We start from the raw sequence: 16,368 nt of genomic DNA, 5'->3' as shown, positions 1-16,368 counted from the left end.
AAATCATGTAATGGTAAGTACTACAGTCAAAAAATCACATTAGCTATTCAGATAAGTCGAATTTATATTCTTTTGCCATATTCCATTGCTTTTCAAAATGATAACTTAAATCCTTGTGAAACATCGAAGCTTTATCTCTAACTACAATATGAGTACCTTCAGTGGCAATTTTATCATGTAAATAAAAGCCTTGAATTAGTTTGGAGTCTATTCCTATTAATGAGATTGCAACAAAATCATTATGAAATTTCAATTTGAGTTTATCTTTTTTATCAATATCAAGACGATTATATATGGATTGTAGTACCTCTCTATTTTGAATAATTGCATCTCTAGTACGTTCAAAGTTAAAATACTTTAGGCATAAGGATCTTTTCTTCATTACATCAACACCATTTTCTGGGTCCAATAATATTATCCTTACGCTACACTTATTTAAATTAATTGCATTAACTATTGAATCTTCAAACTTTTCTATGAGAGGTATCCATATTTTCAAAAATTTTATTTCACATTCAAAAGAATTTATAATATCTCTGTTTATCATATCAAGATTTAATTTGTAGAAAGTGTCATTTATACCTAAAGTACGAATGTTGTGATATCTTTCAGGAACAATAATTTTTGTTGCCTCTTCGAAAACTGCCGAAACATTTTCCTTCATTTCTAGGATAAAACTAGCTCTTAGTATAAATTCATACACAAAAAGTATTGGAACTATTGTTGCAAAAAGTATTCCCACTTCATGCACAAAACCTTTTAGATCTTCGTTTGTTACATGTTTAGAAATATACATGATGAAAACTCCGAGTAATTCAAAAGCTAGAAGAGCAGCTGTGTGCTTGAGACCAAATTTTTTAAGTCGTTCAAATATGAAGCTAGATTTCTGCATAAAATATTATTTTTAACAACCTGCATGTATATAATTTTCTATTGCTGGTGTACAGTTTGATACAATCGTAAAACTTATATTTAAGTGAAGAAAATGCTTTTGTGTCCAAACTTGATTTAAGTAATTTGTTCAATCCTTAATTAATTTTTTTATTGCATTCTTTAAGCTTGTTGTGGTAGGGAATAAATTAAAACTATAATACCACCAAATATCTTCTGCATCAAACTTTACCGTTCCTGCATTGTCTTGAGAATTGAATTTAAGAGGGAGTATATTTGATTTTTCAAATGTAGTTTGAATTAGAGAGTTTATTTTTTGCGTGTTTTCATCATCTAATAAAACAAAAACATATTTTTTTGAAGCTACTAACCAAGTTCTCTGTTTTGGTGTTTGGAAAATTAGTAATTCTTGCTTGACTGCATCATCATTGTCAAGAAGGCCGGAGATTGTTACAAACCTTTTTATCCCTTCGGATGAAAAGAACCCATCAGGTCCAAGTTTTATTTTTTCATTTGTGTTGTCAACTTGAGTTCGGACTTCTTTATCTGTAGTTGGTTGAAAAACCCATTCGCTACCTGCAATTTTTAAGCTTCCGAGCCTAGTTAGTAAGGCCTCAATATATCTCCGAAATTTAAAAATCACTAATAAAACAACCGCTGGCCATATAAGACGGCCAATTAAGTCCAATATTGCTACAATTACTTTAGAAGTATGCTCGTTCATAATGTAAATTACTTAGACTCAATTGAAAACATAAGTTTTTTTGTAGTATTTTTTGTATTGTTTGGTATGATACAGATTTGAAACAGTAGTATTATAATTGCTCTTTTTGTATTGTTTTACAGTATATGTTAGTTTCCAGTTAAAATATCAAAAAGCATCAACGGCTAATCTTCTCGATTCGATTAGTACTGAAAAATGAATGAAGATGCAATATACTTAAATTTCATTGCGGCTTATTACCGAATAATAAGAAATGAAGCTTTTTAGATTATGTTCTAAATTTATTAACCAAAGTCAATAAATTTAGAACAATTTAGTTGCTTTACAGCAACACAAAAGTGGTAGGCGAACTCAAGTAGACTCCCATTTCTATCAATAATAGAGATGAGACCACGTTGGCAAACTATAACATATGAAGTTTTTCAAATGAGGTATTGTAATTAAACAGCTCATCTTAGGCATTTCGAGCTAGAGACAACAATAATCAAACTAAAAGCAGACCTCCAAGATACTTAAAAGAGGGTAGAGGTTGAAAGTATCTTTACAGAAATGAATGTGTAGGCAGCTCTGTTAGATGACGTTATCCTTGGTTCAAATATTAATCCATCATTAAAAATTTCATTATGATTTTCATCTGAAATATAACATCACCGCTAAATACCTTCACATTTCAAGTCAATGTTATGTAATAATGTAATAGTCGATAAATCTGCCATCGTTCGTTTGACTGTCAAACCCCAACCGAGACTTGTGCATACACATTGTCAATTGGATAATATTCAGTCCTACATTTGAGAACAATTCTTTTAAGAGTGGTTCTATCTAATTATATTAAACCATACTTTTTCCGCAAATGGGTCAAAATATACTTTCTTAGCGTCAATTAAAAAAGAAGCACCTAATTGTGCTGCAGGAATTGTCCATGTCCCAATCCCGCCACACTCCTTTGCTTCAGACGGAGTCATTTTTAGAAAAATATTTACATCTGAGTGAATGATTATCGGGCTTCCATCTAATCCAGTTATTGAAAAACTTGTTTTGGTTGGAAGTTTGTAAGCCTTAACTTTTTCTTGAATGCCTGTCACACATGTACTTAAGGTAAAGTTTGAAGAAGGGTTTTCAATTAAGAAAATACCACTTTCTCTTATGGCTTTAAAGTACGCTTGATTAATATTTATTGCATGTCTATAAATTTTATCATCGTAGCCAGGGTCTATCTGAGCTACTGCAGCTGCATTTCCAATTTTAATAGGAATTGTTGGAATATTTGGAGTACAAGGATTATTTAATTTCTTTAAGTCATTAGAAAAGTAACCTGCGGTGGTAGCGGCTTTGAATCCATTTGCTTTAAGAATACTATCAGGGCATGAAGTGCTACTATTACCTCGCAGAAGCTTTGAATTCTGATAATCTAATAAGTATGAATTGAAACAGAGAAAGTCAGTGCCAATTATCCCAGCTTGCTTAATATTTCCCAAGCCTAGTATATTTGAATGATTTTGTATTGCAAGTGATACCGTACCCCATGAACCAAAAAAATCAAAATTGTCAAAACGGTTTGTCGTATTTGTCACAAGTTTCGGTCTATTACCAGTAAAGGCATTCGTGTCTATTGTTGAGGATGTAGTTCCAAAATCAATTAAAAAATATCCTTCGGCATCTCCTACTTTGACCTTTGTATAAGGCATAAGACTACCAACTTTAAGTGCTTGTGTTTCTTTTAAGCATTGGAAAAATTGTGAGTATGTCTTAAATGTAAGAAGCCCAATGATTGAAAGTAAAAAGATTTTCTTTTTCATATGTTATGGTTTTATGTTTGAAAGACTAATTACTTAAGAAGGTTCATGTTTATTTTTTTAAAATATGTTGAAGTACGTAGAATGTTGTGCATCCTGTCTTTGGTTGATTGTATTATACTGAACCTCTCCGCTGTGAATTTTTTTTTTAGTTTAAAATAGTTTAGAAGAGAAACATTTTATCTATTCTAAGACTGTTGAGTATAAACTAATTGATTTTAATATTTCAAATTGAATATCCATTTCATCGACACTTAAATACAGTACTATGGCTCTCAATATTGTAAATACTCCCACCTTTTCTATTTTCCTAAACTTTATAAATCCTTATGTTGTAATGGGACAGAATATAATTGTTTATAAGGTTGGCAGTGTGTTATTTCTATTTGAAATCGAAGAGGAGTATCAAGCTCAACGTTTATAATATATTCATTTATCAATATTGATAATGCGTTGTCACAGTGAGTACATAGGCTGTTTTAAGCTAGCAATTATTTAAACGCATCGATTTCTTTGTTTACTTGTAGTGTCAACTTAAATGCTTCAACCTCAGCAATTAGCCCGTCAATTTTACGATTATCAATGGACGATTTAGGAAAAGATTTCGCTTTTTGAAATATGCGTACATAAGAACTTAGAAAGTCAGAAAGAAGCGTGTTATAATCTTTTTTAAAGTCATTTACAGATTGCTGAATAACAGGTAGTTTTTTTGCTACTTCCAAGCCGTTTTGTATAGTTTCAAGATTTACAAGGTCTTGATACTTTGTATCAATATTGGCTTGTGGAAGTATGGTAGTTAGCTCAATTAGTGGATTTACTTGGTTTTTAATTCCTAAGTTATCTATTAAATCTTTATTAAAAGTTTTAGTATTTTTATTTAAATAGGAATATTTTTTATTAAGCTCGTTTAATCCTTGTAAGTATCTTTCAGAAGATAAGATCATCTCATCATAAAAATCAATATATGGCTGAAGCTCATCTTTGAAAAGAGAAATTTTTTTTTGATCAAAAACGTCTTTTGTGTCGGCCACTAGATCTTTGATAGTTTTAACTTTACCATCAGAGTTTGTTGTAATTACTTTTGTTGAAGTAAAGTTAGCTATTGAATTTACAACAGAAGATACAGTTGTAGTAAGAGGATTTGACTTGAGAATAGAAGAAACTATAGGATTTTCTATGATTTTATTAACAATGCTCCAAAATCTTGGTTTTTCTTCTTTTGGCAATTCACTCAATAAATGTTTTTCTGATGCTTTTACCACTACTTCTGTGAATTTAAAACCTAAAATGTCACTAACAGGATTATTTGCATCCATCAGTTTTGTTAAAAGTCCAGTTATTACTATTTTATCTGATACCTGTTTAAAATCAAAATCTAAATCTTTTGATTTAGTATATGCTTCAAATATTTGGTTTCTAATACTTGAATACTTAATACTATCACTTTTCCGGATGTCTCTCCTAAATTCTAAATTCCCTGCTTCTAGTAATGATGTCTTCTTTTTCAATAGTGAAAGTTCAGATAGAATTGTGTCCATTTGTGTCTGAGCATTTGCTCCAAATGTTATTAAAAATAATACAGACACATAAAAAAAATATTTTCCCATTTTATTTGTTAGAGCTAATAATTTGACAAAAATTAAAGGCGTTTTGTGATACACTTGGTTGTACTCTAATTTTAATTTTACAAATATTTTGTAAAACTTTTTTAATATTATTAACTGTGTGATTTTTTTATTGTTGTATTAGTTACTGCAATATTTCAATTTCAAATCCTTCTAGTTAAATTCATCAAAATCATAAATGAATGTTTTGGTGACTTGTTTGTTTACTATGCGTACATCTCCAGCAATTTAACTGAATTTTATTAATCAAAATAACCGAATAATAAGAAATGGTACCACTTTGGTTTTATTTTTTAAATTCGAAGCAATAATTGTACTTGCCTGATTAACAGAAATATATATATGTAAGCTTCTGTAAGGTTCCCCAAAAATAGTACGGATTAAAAGTTTAAAAAGTGTGATATTTTTTAACTTTAGGTAAGTATTATGAAAAGCAGCAAATTTATTCCGACCGAAATTGCCAAGATTCTTAAGGAATTTGAATCTGGCAAGTCCTTAGACACCATTGTTCGGGAATATGGGGTCAGTAAGGTAACTTTTTATAAATGGCGTCAGCGTTATGGCGGCATGGAAGCCAGCTAACTCAAGAAGGTCAAACAACTTGAAGAAGAGAACGCCAAACTCAAGCGCATGTATGCTGAACTAGCCTTAGAGTTGGATATGGCAAAATATGTCATAGAAAAAAAGCTCTAAAGCCTTGTGTCAAGCGAGCACTTGTGCGAGAGTTGAAAGAACTCTATCCAAGAGGCATTAGCAAGGCATGCCATATCTTCAAAACGAGCCGAAGCAGTTTAAGTTATCAATCCGTTAAGAACGATCAAGTGTTAATGGATGAATTATCACAATTGAGTAAGGATCATCCTCGTGAAGGCTTTTGGAAGTTTTACCACCGTATGCGCAATGCGGGTCATATCTTCAATCATAAGCGAGTGCATCGGGTGTATGTGCAGATGGGACTTTCTATTCGTAGAAAGGCTAAAAAAGGCCTTGCAGCTAGGGTGAAAGAGCCCTTAGAAGTTCCACAGAGCTTTACTCATACTTGGAGCATAGACTTCATGAGTGATGTTTTGAGTAACGGGCGTTCCTTCCGAAGCTTTAATGTGATAGATGATTACAATCGAGAAATACTTTTCATAGAGACAGACTACTCGCTCAAGAGTGGTAGGGTGATTTATATCCTTCGTCATTTAGTGAACAAATATGGTAAGCCCACTAAGATTCGAATGGATAATGGACCAGAATTTGTAGCAAAGCTAGCGCAAGAATGGAGTCAGATGAATGACATTGTATTTCACTACATTTAACCAGAGAAACCAACGCAAAATCCTACATTTAGTGATTTAACCAAACTTACCGCAGACATGTATTAGATGCTTATGCTTTTGATTCTTTGGAGGAAGTTCGCCAAGAAACAGATCTATGGCTGAGGGATTATAATTTCGTTCGCCCGCATGTCTCTTTAGGTGGTATGAGCCCAGTAGATTATAGAATGAAAAAACAAAACACCCTTCTTGGGCTTCGTTCCGCTACGCTACACTCAGCCCAAGAAGGGTTAAAAACATAATCAAAACAACAAGATTATGTATATTTTTAAACTGTACTAAAAATGAGAAGCCGACAACAGACACACTAGCCAATTTTATATACATTTTTATTTTATTTTCCCATTTGCCCAAGCTATTAATAAGTTATTTGTGTCAGATTGTAATGCGAATTTATACTCCTCTCTTACAATATTTAACCATTCTATTCCACGGGTGTTCTTGCTTGGAAACTTATTATTAAATTCTTCTCTTGTCGTACTAATTATTCTTGCATATTTTCCTGTTTTTTTAATATTACCATTTGTAATTAATGACAAGTTATCTGTTGTTGTCTGCTTTAAAAACACTGTAACTCCATCTTTAAACACATAAGGATAATATCCTTTTCCGTCCATATTTTCATAAACTATTCCCTTGACGGGGAACTGTCCCCCTGACGCATTGCGAATAGATTTAATTAAAAAGTCTGTATTCTTTTTATCTAATTTATTCGTTAAGGTCACGCAAGTTGTAATAATCCAAGTTGCAAGTTTTTCAGCATCTGCATTTGCCATATAAACTTTTCCAATTTTTTTTCCATTGTCTACAGAATATTCATAAAGCGTAACTTTAATGTTTTCCCAACCTTTTATTGTGTCAGTTTCCAAAATGTATTTTTGTGCCATATACCGTGAAGGTATTATTGACTGTTCAACTCTTTTTTGAATTGTTGCTAAACTATCAATAAGAAACTTACTCTGTAAACTATTGCTTTGTCCAAAGCATATTGTGTTCGCTGTTACACAAATTAATAATGGTAAAAAAAGTGTTTTCATAATTTGTATGATTTAATTACATTTTCGATTGCATTTCTATAATATTTGCCTCCTTGGTGATTGTATTTCCCAAGTTGTGCTAGTTCAAAAGCATATATTAGAGAAGCCTCAATTTCTGAAATTCCTTTTTTTAAATTCTTGGCATAATTATCAGAATAGGGTTTGTATCTTTTGTTGTGCAAAAGTGTAGACGTTAGATAAAGTACGAAGTCTTGTTTTGAGATAAACTTTCTATATCTATTATCTGGTCTGTCAATTTCATCAAAAATTAATTGCCCATTTTTTGTTTTTCGTATAACCTTACACTTGCCCTCATTTTCGTCTGGTTGTCCTTTTAACACGTATAAATTTGCAGTATCTTTTGTCCATTTTTTTACTCCACCTAAATTATTTGCGTAATATCCCGTTCTGGTAAAGCCGAATCCTGCCTCCAATATCAGCATGGCCATTACTGTCTTTTTAGGCAAGTTTTGTTTTGAACAAATACTATCGACGTAGGGCTTTAATAAATTAATAAATTCAGCTTTTTCTTTTTGAGTCGGGTGTCCAATAGCAGTCAAATAGCAATTGACATTTAATCCTTTTGTTTCGTCTTCATTTGGTGTTGGTGGAAATGAAATATATTGTCCAAATACAAAGACTCGAAACATCAGAAGTAGTAGTAATAATTTTCCTTTCATTTAATATATATATTTGATGGTATCATTGAAAATGACATACACAATAATAGTACAGTCGCAGTAGTTTGCAAAGCATTTTATTACGCACAAGTTATACAAAGTCTATTTATGAAAGATTTGACACACTTGTTCTTTCGTTTTGCCTAGCGATAATCTATGAAAAAATTTAAAATCCAAGTCTTAAAACTGCAATATTGAAAAAGTTCTCAGATAGGTGTCCGAGTGTAAATATGTATCAGGTTAGTTTTTTCACAGTCCGGCGTTTTTGCGCTTTGCGTTCGGGCGGGTTTCAGAGTACAAAGTTTCTAATTATCACTAAAGTTCATTAGAAGCACAAAGCTCCAAGTTTGCACGTCACCCCGCCTGAAGCAAAACCCTTGTGCCTGTTGCACAACTCAAATATAAAGAAATAACCATAGACTTCCACCTTGCTGTGATGCTTTAATTTTACCTTGGAAAATTGCCCCAAAATGAGTATTTTAAATATATGCAAGGACGCAAAAATCTCCTCCCAAAAATGTATTATCAAGTTAGTCTGGATAGCTAGGTAAGTGTCGATAATTTCTATTGAAAACTTGAAAAGCACTTGTTTTACACTTTCTGTATGCCCGAACAGCACCTTACTATGGAACTGAAGGTCAGGAGTCAATAGATCCCGTCGTGTATTTCAAGATATTGTTAGTGGGGTATTTGAATAATATTCCTTCTGATAGACGTCTGATGGAATACTGTTCAAATTGTTTGGACATTCGCCTGTTTCTCTAATATGATTTGGACGAAACTCTTCCGTGGCATAGTACTATTAGCCGCACACGCCAGTTGTATGGTGAAGGAAGGGGTAATTTTAGAGTTGTTTCAAACGGTATTGAAGCTGTGTGTCGACAAAGGCATGTTCAGAGGCAAACGTCAGGCGATTGATAGCGTTTTTATTAAAGCCAATGCCAGTATGGACAGTCTGGTTGAAAAAGAGATATTGGAAGATGTCAGCGCTTTTGTTGATGAATTAGAGCAACAAAGTGAGTTTAAGGTGACAAGCTCACGCAAAAAGCTAGTTGAACGTCATCACAACTGGAAACGAACTGCTTACAAAGACATGCCTGCCAACAGTAACAGCGAAAAGTTGGATGAGAATGGTAATCTGATTCGCCCCAAATATATGTCAAACCATACCCATTATTCACCTACTGATACAGACGCACATATCAGAGTAAAACCAGAGAAAGCTCACCATCTTAACTATTTTGGACAAATAGCTGTGGACGATGCTCATCATGTAATCACTGGCGCATGTGCTGATTTTGCAGACAAACGAGATAGTCAATGTTTAGCTCAAATTCTGAAACTGACAGAAGGGAATTTATCAGAACATGATATTGAATTGGGAGAGATATTAGCTGATGGAGGTTATAGCAGTGGCGAAGCTTTGACATATCCAGATGCCAAAGACATCAACGCATGGATACCCAACTTTGAGCAGTACAAACCTCAACGAACAGGATTTACCTTCTATAAAGAGGCTAACTATTACGAATGTACGCAAGAAGGCGGAAAGCAAGCAATACTAACCTACAAAGGCGAAAAGACAGACAGCAAAGGCTATACCAAACGTACCATCAGATTGCAAGGTTGTCCACTCAGAGAGCAATGTTGTGGGAAAGCTACTAAGTTTAACCGGGCTGGCGAACCTGAAAATAGATGATAGTATTCATAAAGAGCATTACGACCGAATGCATGAAAAGCTTTCCCAAAACAAGTCTTATGCCAAGCAAATGGTACGAATACGAAGTAAGACCGTCGAACCTGCGATAGAAACACTCGTAAATTTTATGAACATGAAACGAGTGAATACACGAGGTCTCAAATCCAGCAACAAACACGTATTAATGGCAAGTTTAGTTTACAACTTGCAGAAATATCTATGCTTCAGTGTGAAAAAAACAAGCATATTAGCCCAAGCTATTGCTCTTCTTGAAGGGATAAACTACGCCTTTCTCAAAAAACTACAAATATTCATTAATAAATAGGTTTTAAGCGCTTCAAGTTTGAGGATGCTTCGCAAACTAAAAAAACAGACCTCTCTTAAATCGCCTTAAAAAAGGTCTGGATGTGTATTCAGTAAGAGGGTTTTTAGAGAAAAAGAGTTGTGCAACAACTACCAGTGTTGACGGTTCGTTCTTTTATACTCTCACTTTTTTGCTAACACTTTTTGCAGGCTTTCTATCTTTGTTAATAACTCGTCAAAAGTCAATATTTCAACATCTTTACTATTACTCCTAAATAGTTCAAATGAATATCTCTGCTTTTCATCAAGGTCTTTTGTTGAACCAATTAGAACCACACATTTAGAGTTAAAAGTTTCAAAACTTCCCTTGCTTTTTCCTTTTATTGCATAAAATTCTTTCTGAAAGTTATCTCTTTGGTTTAGAACTTGAACAATACACCCTGTTAAATCTTTCGTAGCACTAAAAACATCTTCACCTCTATACGCTGTTTTTTCAAGCATTTTGGTTTTATGTGTCTTAATTTCCAAGAAAGAAACATTATCACTAAGACTATTTTTAATCAAAAAGTCATTAAATTTTCCATTTTGATTATCAATAGTCTTTCCACCTACATACGCCTCCCTTTTATACAAAATAACTGGTTGTGCAAATATTGATGAAAAAATCCAACTATTATCTTTTAAAAATTCTTGCCACTGTTTTTCTAAACTTTCACTATCGGTTTTTAGTGCCATTAACTCTTTATATTTTTTAAGAGTTTCCTGAATATATTTATTATCAACTATTTCTTTTGTTTTCGCTAATGCGTCTTTTGTCAAAAAGTCTGTACTAATTGATAATTTATCAAAAAGTTCTTTAATGGCATTTTTATCTGCGTCTGAAAACTCATCTATTTCATTACCCCAAGAAGCCAACGATGTTGCTAAGGCATTGGCAATGTATGTTTTTGGTGGTGTAGGAATATCTGTTGGAAATAGTGAATGAAGATTTGTTTTTAGTACAAAATCTACCTCATCTTTATTTTTTTTGAAAATACTACTAAAAGCACTATGTAGTTTTTCTAAACTTTCTTCGTTTAAGAACAGTTTTTTATTAGCAATATCAAATAACACTTTTCCACCTTTTTCAATTACAACTTCTTCAAAGTCATAATTTTCATCAATATAATACGCAAATGGGTTTAAGGTTTTTGTAAATCCCCAACCATAAGTAACAGACTTAACCACTCCAATTGGTAATTTTCCATTAAATTCCTTGAATATAAATTTTTGGATTGTTTTATACTTATTACCTCCTTCATATCCTCGTGGATAATGAATAATTTGGTCGATTTTCTTAAAAATTTCGCTTGAAATTTGCTTTATTTTGGCTGTGGTATCCTGATAATAAAATATTTTTTTAGTTGCAGTTTCTTTTTCAAGAACCTCGCCCTTAATATCGTCTGCCATACTTTTCTAAACTATTTTGTTTTAAGGTATTATTTTAAAATGGCCGCCAACGTCAGTCTGTGAAAAAACTCAAAATCTAAGCCTTTAGATTGTAATAATTGAAAATTTCTCGGATAGGTGTCCGAATATAAAAAGGACTCAAATTAGTTTTTTCACAGCCTGACGTTTTGCAGCTACAAGAAGTTGGCAATTTCGGAGACGTAAACAATCTACCCATACAGAACTTGATACGAAACACAAAGCTTCATTTAACCACTGAACCGCCAATTTGTTGAAGGTGTTGTTAAGTGCAGATTTGTATTGTGTTTGTCCAGTTATCTAGCTTTTGAATTCTTGTTAATGTTCTAAATTGTCTCGATGGCGTAACTAAGTCGTGGCAATTAATATTTAAATTGTAACAAGTATCTTTTACTGTTGTCCATAAGTTACTTATAATGCCGTCTGCTAATAATGTATGCTCATACCTTGTCAAATAAACTCCACAAAGCGAATTAGCGTTTTGATTTATAGTAGACTGAATATCCGTTGGGATTATTTGGGTAAACTTGTCAAATGCGTTGTCATTAACACTTAAAATAATATCATTGTGTAATTGATTATGAATATCTGCATCCTGAATATTCGTAATTAAGTCAGTCAAACCAATATTCTGTTGAGTGCACCAATTCATTAAATATTGTCTATTAGTCCTGAAATTCCTGCCCATTAAACTTTGTTGTCCAAAAACCTGTGGCATAATAAACCAAAAATCATTGTATTGTCGTCCATAAAACCAGTTGGCATTGTCATTTTGAGGTCTGTTCCAAGACGGATTAAAAGTGCCTACAAACAAATATTTTAATTGTCCGTTGGGGTTTAAGTCATTTATAAATCTATGTTCACAAGGCATAATTGTCGTTTTTTAAACTTTCACATAACGTCAGTCTGTGAAAAAACTCAAAATCTAAGCTTTTAGATTGTAATAATTGAAAATTTCTCGGATAGGTGTCCGAGTATAAAAAGTACTCAAGCTAGTTTTTTCAAAGCCTGACGGTCGGGTATTGCCGAAGGCGGGGGGGATTAGCACCGAACTTCAAAAGAAATACCAATGTTAAAATATAGCACAAAAGTTTAATAGAATTACTGATGCCCCGCTTTGGGCAATAACTTGTTGGCTGTAGTTTTTCTCATCCAATGTTAACAGTTTAGTGTCTTACGAACCAACTCTTTGTTCTCGTCCGAAGCGGCTTCCAAAAGTCTTTGTTTTACTTCGTCTGAAAGTTCGGCAACGGTCAAACTATCTCTTAAGTTCTGTCCACCTGGATAAGTATTCTTGTCGTATTCGTGTAAAATTGTTCCGTCATCATACAATGTGTAGTCATCATCTAAAACACCACCTTTCATTTTGTGCGATACTGAAATTGTTTTTTTGTTCATCGTTTTAGTTTTTATTGTTATTGCCGAATAATTTCAATTGTGTCTTGTCAAAATTATACATTCTATCAAACTCAACTAAAGCCGAACTGATATCCAGTCCTTGAAAAAATGCTTGAAAGTCAATCAAGTTCTTTTTGTTATGAAAGCTAACTTTCCAAGTTACTTTGTCTTTATCAATACGCTTGATAATTTCCAGAAAATAGGGTCTGTCAACTACTGAAAGTGAGTGACCAAAAACATAAATCGTTTCTAAGTATTTCAAACTGTCAAAGAAGTCTGAATTTTCTGTGATGATTGTCTCTGTTGATTTGTATGTTTCAATGAAATAGTCGTCTAAAATCCTATTTCCTTCCGCAACTCTAACATCTGTATCTTCATCGTTGTAAAGTTCGTCAAGTTTCTTAGCGTTTTGTGGGTTGCGACTATGACCTAAAATTAAAGTTGAGTTTGTATCAACCGCTTTGTTATGGATATAAAATATTTTTTCTTGAGCAACTTTATAAAGTCGCTCTAAAGTGTCTGTGTAATTGAAATTGATGAATTTGGCATTTTTGTCAACTACAACCATATTTTCATTAGCCTTGTTTGGTAGCCTTAGTTGTAAAATCCATTCAGTAAAACGCTTCTTTAATGTATCGGTAATTAAATTAATTCTCTGTTGGACTTCATACCGGTAGTCGTGATTGTATGCGTCACTCCAATCTTCTGCACTGTATGGTTGTAAATAATCCATACACTCGTCAACTATTTGTTCGGTGTTCAAGTAAGCTAAAGTTTCTTCAAAGTCAGACCAAAGAGCATCACCTCCAAAATATTCTTCAAGTTTTTCAACTAATTGTTTGTCTGTGTTGTCAAGATATTCTATAAAGTCCCAATAACGTGATTTTAGACCGTGTTGAATGTCAAAACCGTTGCCAATGATATAAAGTTTTTTAATTGTCATTTTGTTTCTTGTGATGTCGTCATAAAATTACTGCCAACGCCCCGCCTGCTAACGTCCACGGCTTGGCGATGTGGCGGAAATCGAAGCACAAAAGTTGAGTTTTGCACAAAAGCTCAATCGAAGAACTGAACTTGAATTTAGCACTTCAGTCGCCATATTGCCAAACCGATGTTGCCTGCTGTTTTTTTCTACATCGTTTATATGTATCCCAAATTAGTCTACCGTCAAAATCAATTTTATACTTTGTCTTTCCAAAGTCTGTTAACAAAATTCCGTCTGGTTCAAGTTTAAATTCTTCTTCATTGTCTATACTTACAAAAATGTCTGTACCGCCAAATTTCCACTTTTGATTCCCTTCTCTGTCAAGTTTTGTTACTTGAAGTTCTCCGTGAATAATGTATTCGTCCTGTTGCTTGAATATCTGAAAACAGGTTGCTTGGTCAGCTTGTGTTTTCCATTTTAAATCAAGGTTTGGAAGTGTCAAACAAAATATGGTGTCGCAACAGCATAGCAATAATTGGTCGTTGTCAAGAAGCGATGAGTTTTTATGAACACCTGTCGCACCACCTGAACCAATAACAATACAATTGTCAACAATTTGGTCGCCCTGACAAATTCTTACTCCGTGTTTGGAAGTTGCATATTCTGTTCCTCCGTCACCAAAGTAATGTTTTGAATAATTGAAATAATTGTCTGCCGAACCAAACGAATAAGTCGGTTCATTAATCACTTCAACTATCAAGTCGTTATATTGGTAACTGTTCATTTTGGGGTCGTCTTAAAATAGCAGGCAACTCTTAAATATGCGAAAGTTTTGTAGTACTTTTTGTATTGTTTGAATCGAAATACACCTTGAAATTAAATTATCTAACAAGTTAATGATAATTCTCAATTATCAATTGCTTATTAAGGAGCATAGCTTCCTTTGCAATATATTAAAATTTCATTACGATTTACTACCGAATAATAAGAAAAGAGACCATGGAAATATGAACAACAAATTTATTGACTCAAGTCAATATACGTTTTTAGCAAAAATATTTATGTAAACGAAAACCCTGATACAAATACTCGTAAGTATTCATATCAGGGTTTGCAAAGGATAGTAAAATAGTTTTACTTTTTTTTCACAATACTAACTATTGTTACAATTCCAAAAACAAGAACTAAACTGTACAGAATAAAATTTGTAACCTTTTGTTTTGCTACCTTCTCTTCTAAAATAGCAATTCTTTGTTGCATTTCTGCGTCGGCAGTATCAGTGCTACTACTAAATAGAGAACTGAGTAATGAGGTAATTGCTTGCATTTTGCTATCAATTTTTAGTGGGTTTTCGCCTGAGCATAGTGTGGATATGCTACAGTGCTTTGTATTTTGCTATCATTTTTTCATCTCGAGCGCTGATATCACAATTCCCGGTATTAAATTTTGCTATCAAAACTTCCATCCCCATGTAACAGACTTGTTTCCTAAATAGAACAGAGCTGCACCTAGCAATGGCGCTCTAACCTTGAGCCAAATGATTTGAAACTTCTGGTTCTTGATGGTTTTGGTATCTAGTTTAATGATTTTCGAATAGTCATGGGCGTTCTGGTCTGCTAGGTCGAAGGATTGGGTGGCAGCATCAATCGCTGGTTCCATCACTGTTTGATTGTTGCGAATGAGTGCATTGTATCGAACCAATAGAGAATCATATCGCATACGGTCAGCCACGATATTTCGTAGCTGTAGTGGCGTGATAAGATAGTACTTATTTGTAAACCGTGATTGGCTTAGGCTGTCCGTATTGGTCTGTGAATAGAGCTTCAATGGTAGAATCAGGCAGAGCAAGGATATACACATTGATATTGCGTTCGTCTTCATGGTGCTTTTCTTGGATTTGTTCTTGGGTAGAAAGTCCGTTTTTGAATGCTTCGTAAGCAATTTGTTGGAGTGTGGTTCTTTGTTGCTCTCGATGGGCTATTCTCTCATTGATTTCTATTTTTTGTCCTTCAGCTTTAGCTACTTGTGTATCTTTCTGATAATAGAAATATCCCACTACAATGAGTAGGCATACAAACAAAAGAGCTCCGCCCTGTAGAAGGCGTACCTTCCAGAGCGGGAGCTTAATGGGGAGATAGAGTTGACTAAACACCTATTCGGTTACTTTAGTCTTAATGGTCACTAATTCCCCATTTTGGTACTTTTCAATCTTTTCATATTCAAGTCCAAGGGCAGTCAAAAGAATCTCCATTACCAACTTCTCTGTTGTGTACCATTCATTAAATTCAGCTTCTGTGAAGGAATATTGTTTGCTGGTTTGGAAAATACCACTTGCATCAGGGTACTTTTTGGCATCTGCAATTCTGGACAAGTCAATCTTTTCATTGTATGAAATAGAAATACTTTGTCTGGTTTCCGAGATATTATCGGCAATAATTTCAATTTGAGAAACGCCTTTTTTATTAGGCAAAAGTGTTGCTAAAAACATAGATTTTAAGAGG

Annotated in this window: 20 protein-coding genes and 1 pseudogene; 6 read left to right on the top strand and 15 right to left on the bottom strand. The window is 33.5% G+C overall.

The window, feature by feature from the left end:
• Nucleotides 1-43 precede the first annotated feature (43 nt).
• The 4 genes from QM524_RS01950 to QM524_RS01935 form a co-directional block, all read right to left on the bottom strand.
• Nucleotides 44-892 carry a hypothetical protein gene (locus QM524_RS01950; protein WP_283343237.1) on the bottom strand — a complete coding sequence of 283 codons (849 nt, stop codon included), beginning with the start codon at nucleotides 890-892 and terminating at the stop codon, nucleotides 44-46.
• Nucleotides 893-1,021: 129 nt separating this feature from the next.
• On the bottom strand, nucleotides 1,022-1,615 hold the full coding sequence (locus QM524_RS01945) for a hypothetical protein (RefSeq protein ID WP_283343236.1): 594 nt from the start codon (nucleotides 1,613-1,615) through the stop codon (nucleotides 1,022-1,024).
• Between the two features lie 818 nt (nucleotides 1,616-2,433).
• Nucleotides 2,434-3,414 (bottom strand): hypothetical protein, encoded by a 981-nt coding sequence (locus tag QM524_RS01940; RefSeq protein ID WP_283343235.1) that lies wholly within the window; start codon nucleotides 3,412-3,414, stop codon nucleotides 2,434-2,436.
• A gap of 488 nt (nucleotides 3,415-3,902) precedes the next feature.
• Nucleotides 3,903-5,018 carry a hypothetical protein gene (locus QM524_RS01935; protein ID WP_283343234.1) on the bottom strand — a complete coding sequence of 372 codons (1,116 nt, stop codon included), beginning with the start codon at nucleotides 5,016-5,018 and terminating at the stop codon, nucleotides 3,903-3,905.
• A gap of 444 nt (nucleotides 5,019-5,462) precedes the next feature.
• Here QM524_RS01935 and QM524_RS01930 point away from each other — a divergent pair, with 444 nt between their 5' ends.
• The 3 genes and pseudogenes from QM524_RS01930 to QM524_RS25955 all read left to right on the top strand — a co-directional run.
• On the top strand, nucleotides 5,463-5,618 hold the full coding sequence (locus tag QM524_RS01930) for a transposase (RefSeq protein WP_283343233.1): 156 nt from the start codon (nucleotides 5,463-5,465) through the stop codon (nucleotides 5,616-5,618).
• Nucleotides 5,619-5,752: 134 nt separating this feature from the next.
• A complete protein-coding gene (locus QM524_RS01925; protein WP_388046050.1) occupies nucleotides 5,753-6,340 on the top strand; it encodes a DDE-type integrase/transposase/recombinase in 588 nt (195 codons plus the stop codon).
• Nucleotides 6,341-6,387: 47 nt separating this feature from the next.
• Nucleotides 6,388-6,600 (top strand): annotated as a pseudogene (locus tag QM524_RS25955) (integrase core domain-containing protein); the annotation flags it as partial.
• A gap of 87 nt (nucleotides 6,601-6,687) precedes the next feature.
• Here the strand turns inward: QM524_RS25955 and QM524_RS01920 are convergent.
• Together QM524_RS01920 and QM524_RS01915 are read right to left on the bottom strand one after the other, a co-directional pair.
• Nucleotides 6,688-7,395, bottom strand: a complete 708-nt coding sequence (locus QM524_RS01920; protein ID WP_283343231.1) for a hypothetical protein — start codon at nucleotides 7,393-7,395, stop codon at nucleotides 6,688-6,690.
• Nucleotides 7,392-8,075, bottom strand: coding sequence for a glucosaminidase domain-containing protein (locus tag QM524_RS01915; RefSeq protein ID WP_283343230.1), 684 nt, complete (start codon nucleotides 8,073-8,075; stop codon nucleotides 7,392-7,394). The genes QM524_RS01920 and QM524_RS01915 overlap by 4 nt, the downstream gene beginning before the upstream one ends.
• Before the next feature lie 600 nt (nucleotides 8,076-8,675).
• On the opposite strand from QM524_RS01915, the gene QM524_RS25950 reads away from it, so the two are divergent.
• From QM524_RS25950 to QM524_RS25940, 3 genes are read left to right on the top strand one after another with little or no spacing between them, the layout of a single operon-like run.
• The gene (locus QM524_RS25950) at nucleotides 8,676-8,840 is read left to right on the top strand and encodes a transposase (RefSeq protein ID WP_388046284.1); all 165 of its coding nucleotides are present in this window, start codon (nucleotides 8,676-8,678) and stop codon (nucleotides 8,838-8,840) included.
• Between the two features lies 1 nt (nucleotide 8,841).
• Nucleotides 8,842-9,774: a hypothetical protein gene (locus QM524_RS01910; RefSeq protein ID WP_283343229.1), complete on the top strand. Its 933-nt coding sequence runs from the start codon at nucleotides 8,842-8,844 to the stop codon at nucleotides 9,772-9,774.
• Nucleotides 9,725-10,099 carry a transposase gene (locus QM524_RS25940; protein WP_388046045.1) on the top strand — a complete coding sequence of 125 codons (375 nt, stop codon included), beginning with the start codon at nucleotides 9,725-9,727 and terminating at the stop codon, nucleotides 10,097-10,099. The genes QM524_RS01910 and QM524_RS25940 overlap by 50 nt, the downstream gene beginning before the upstream one ends.
• 161 nt (nucleotides 10,100-10,260) lie before the next feature.
• Here QM524_RS25940 and QM524_RS01905 read toward each other — a convergent pair whose 3' ends face one another.
• The 9 genes from QM524_RS01905 to QM524_RS01865 all read right to left on the bottom strand — a co-directional run bounded on the left by QM524_RS01905 (nucleotide 10,261) and on the right by QM524_RS01865 (nucleotide 16,355).
• Nucleotides 10,261-11,526, bottom strand: coding sequence for a Shedu immune nuclease family protein (locus tag QM524_RS01905; RefSeq protein ID WP_283343228.1), 1,266 nt, complete (start codon nucleotides 11,524-11,526; stop codon nucleotides 10,261-10,263).
• A 283-nt stretch (nucleotides 11,527-11,809) separates the two neighbouring features.
• Complete coding sequence (locus QM524_RS01900; protein WP_283343227.1) at nucleotides 11,810-12,415, bottom strand: uracil-DNA glycosylase family protein; 606 nt, start codon at nucleotides 12,413-12,415, stop codon at nucleotides 11,810-11,812.
• Between the two features lie 287 nt (nucleotides 12,416-12,702).
• A complete protein-coding gene (locus tag QM524_RS01895; RefSeq protein ID WP_283343226.1) occupies nucleotides 12,703-12,942 on the bottom strand; it encodes a hypothetical protein in 240 nt (79 codons plus the stop codon).
• Between the two features lie 4 nt (nucleotides 12,943-12,946).
• A complete protein-coding gene (locus QM524_RS01890; protein WP_283343225.1) occupies nucleotides 12,947-13,885 on the bottom strand; it encodes a bacteriophage abortive infection AbiH family protein in 939 nt (312 codons plus the stop codon).
• 145 nt (nucleotides 13,886-14,030) lie between these two features.
• A complete protein-coding gene (locus QM524_RS01885) occupies nucleotides 14,031-14,651 on the bottom strand; it encodes a hypothetical protein (protein ID WP_283343224.1) in 621 nt (206 codons plus the stop codon).
• Between the two features lie 350 nt (nucleotides 14,652-15,001).
• On the bottom strand, nucleotides 15,002-15,193 hold the full coding sequence (locus tag QM524_RS01880; RefSeq protein WP_283343223.1) for a hypothetical protein: 192 nt from the start codon (nucleotides 15,191-15,193) through the stop codon (nucleotides 15,002-15,004).
• Between the two features lie 126 nt (nucleotides 15,194-15,319).
• Nucleotides 15,320-15,598 carry a hypothetical protein gene (locus tag QM524_RS01875; protein ID WP_283343222.1) on the bottom strand — a complete coding sequence of 93 codons (279 nt, stop codon included), beginning with the start codon at nucleotides 15,596-15,598 and terminating at the stop codon, nucleotides 15,320-15,322.
• A 37-nt stretch (nucleotides 15,599-15,635) separates the two neighbouring features.
• Nucleotides 15,636-16,019: a hypothetical protein gene (locus QM524_RS01870; protein WP_283343221.1), complete on the bottom strand. Its 384-nt coding sequence runs from the start codon at nucleotides 16,017-16,019 to the stop codon at nucleotides 15,636-15,638.
• On the bottom strand, nucleotides 16,020-16,355 hold the full coding sequence (locus QM524_RS01865) for a hypothetical protein (RefSeq protein ID WP_095167583.1): 336 nt from the start codon (nucleotides 16,353-16,355) through the stop codon (nucleotides 16,020-16,022).
• Nucleotides 16,356-16,368 lie beyond the last annotated feature (13 nt).

This window comes from Flectobacillus roseus (genome assembly GCF_030056595.1).
Lineage (GTDB): Bacteria > Bacteroidota > Bacteroidia > Cytophagales > Spirosomataceae > Flectobacillus > Flectobacillus roseus.
This window is presented reverse-complemented; position numbering and strand designations above follow the sequence as displayed.

Excerpts from the sequence above, each read along its gene's own strand:
- QM524_RS01910 (WP_283343229.1), top strand. The coding sequence starts at position 8,842 with ATGATTTGGACGAAACTCTTCCGTGGCATAGTACTATTAGCCGCACAC.
- QM524_RS01920 (WP_283343231.1), bottom strand. The coding sequence starts at position 7,395 with ATGAAAACACTTTTTTTACCATTATTAATTTGTGTAACAGCGAACACA.
- QM524_RS01930 (WP_283343233.1), top strand. The coding sequence starts at position 5,463 with ATGAAAAGCAGCAAATTTATTCCGACCGAAATTGCCAAGATTCTTAAG.
- QM524_RS01885 (WP_283343224.1), bottom strand. The coding sequence starts at position 14,651 with ATGAACAGTTACCAATATAACGACTTGATAGTTGAAGTGATTAATGAA.
- QM524_RS01950 (WP_283343237.1), bottom strand. The coding sequence starts at position 892 with ATGCAGAAATCTAGCTTCATATTTGAACGACTTAAAAAATTTGGTCTC.
- QM524_RS01900 (WP_283343227.1), bottom strand. The coding sequence starts at position 12,415 with ATGCCTTGTGAACATAGATTTATAAATGACTTAAACCCCAACGGACAA.
- QM524_RS01905 (WP_283343228.1), bottom strand. The coding sequence starts at position 11,526 with ATGGCAGACGATATTAAGGGCGAGGTTCTTGAAAAAGAAACTGCAACT.
- QM524_RS01940 (WP_283343235.1), bottom strand. The coding sequence starts at position 3,414 with ATGAAAAAGAAAATCTTTTTACTTTCAATCATTGGGCTTCTTACATTT.
- QM524_RS01880 (WP_283343223.1), bottom strand. The coding sequence starts at position 15,193 with ATGCAAGCAATTACCTCATTACTCAGTTCTCTATTTAGTAGTAGCACT.
- QM524_RS01890 (WP_283343225.1), bottom strand. The coding sequence starts at position 13,885 with ATGACAATTAAAAAACTTTATATCATTGGCAACGGTTTTGACATTCAA.
- QM524_RS01895 (WP_283343226.1), bottom strand. The coding sequence starts at position 12,942 with ATGAACAAAAAAACAATTTCAGTATCGCACAAAATGAAAGGTGGTGTT.
- QM524_RS01915 (WP_283343230.1), bottom strand. The coding sequence starts at position 8,075 with ATGAAAGGAAAATTATTACTACTACTTCTGATGTTTCGAGTCTTTGTA.
- QM524_RS01945 (WP_283343236.1), bottom strand. The coding sequence starts at position 1,615 with ATGAACGAGCATACTTCTAAAGTAATTGTAGCAATATTGGACTTAATT.
- QM524_RS01865 (WP_095167583.1), bottom strand. The coding sequence starts at position 16,355 with ATGTTTTTAGCAACACTTTTGCCTAATAAAAAAGGCGTTTCTCAAATT.
- QM524_RS01935 (WP_283343234.1), bottom strand. The coding sequence starts at position 5,018 with ATGGGAAAATATTTTTTTTATGTGTCTGTATTATTTTTAATAACATTT.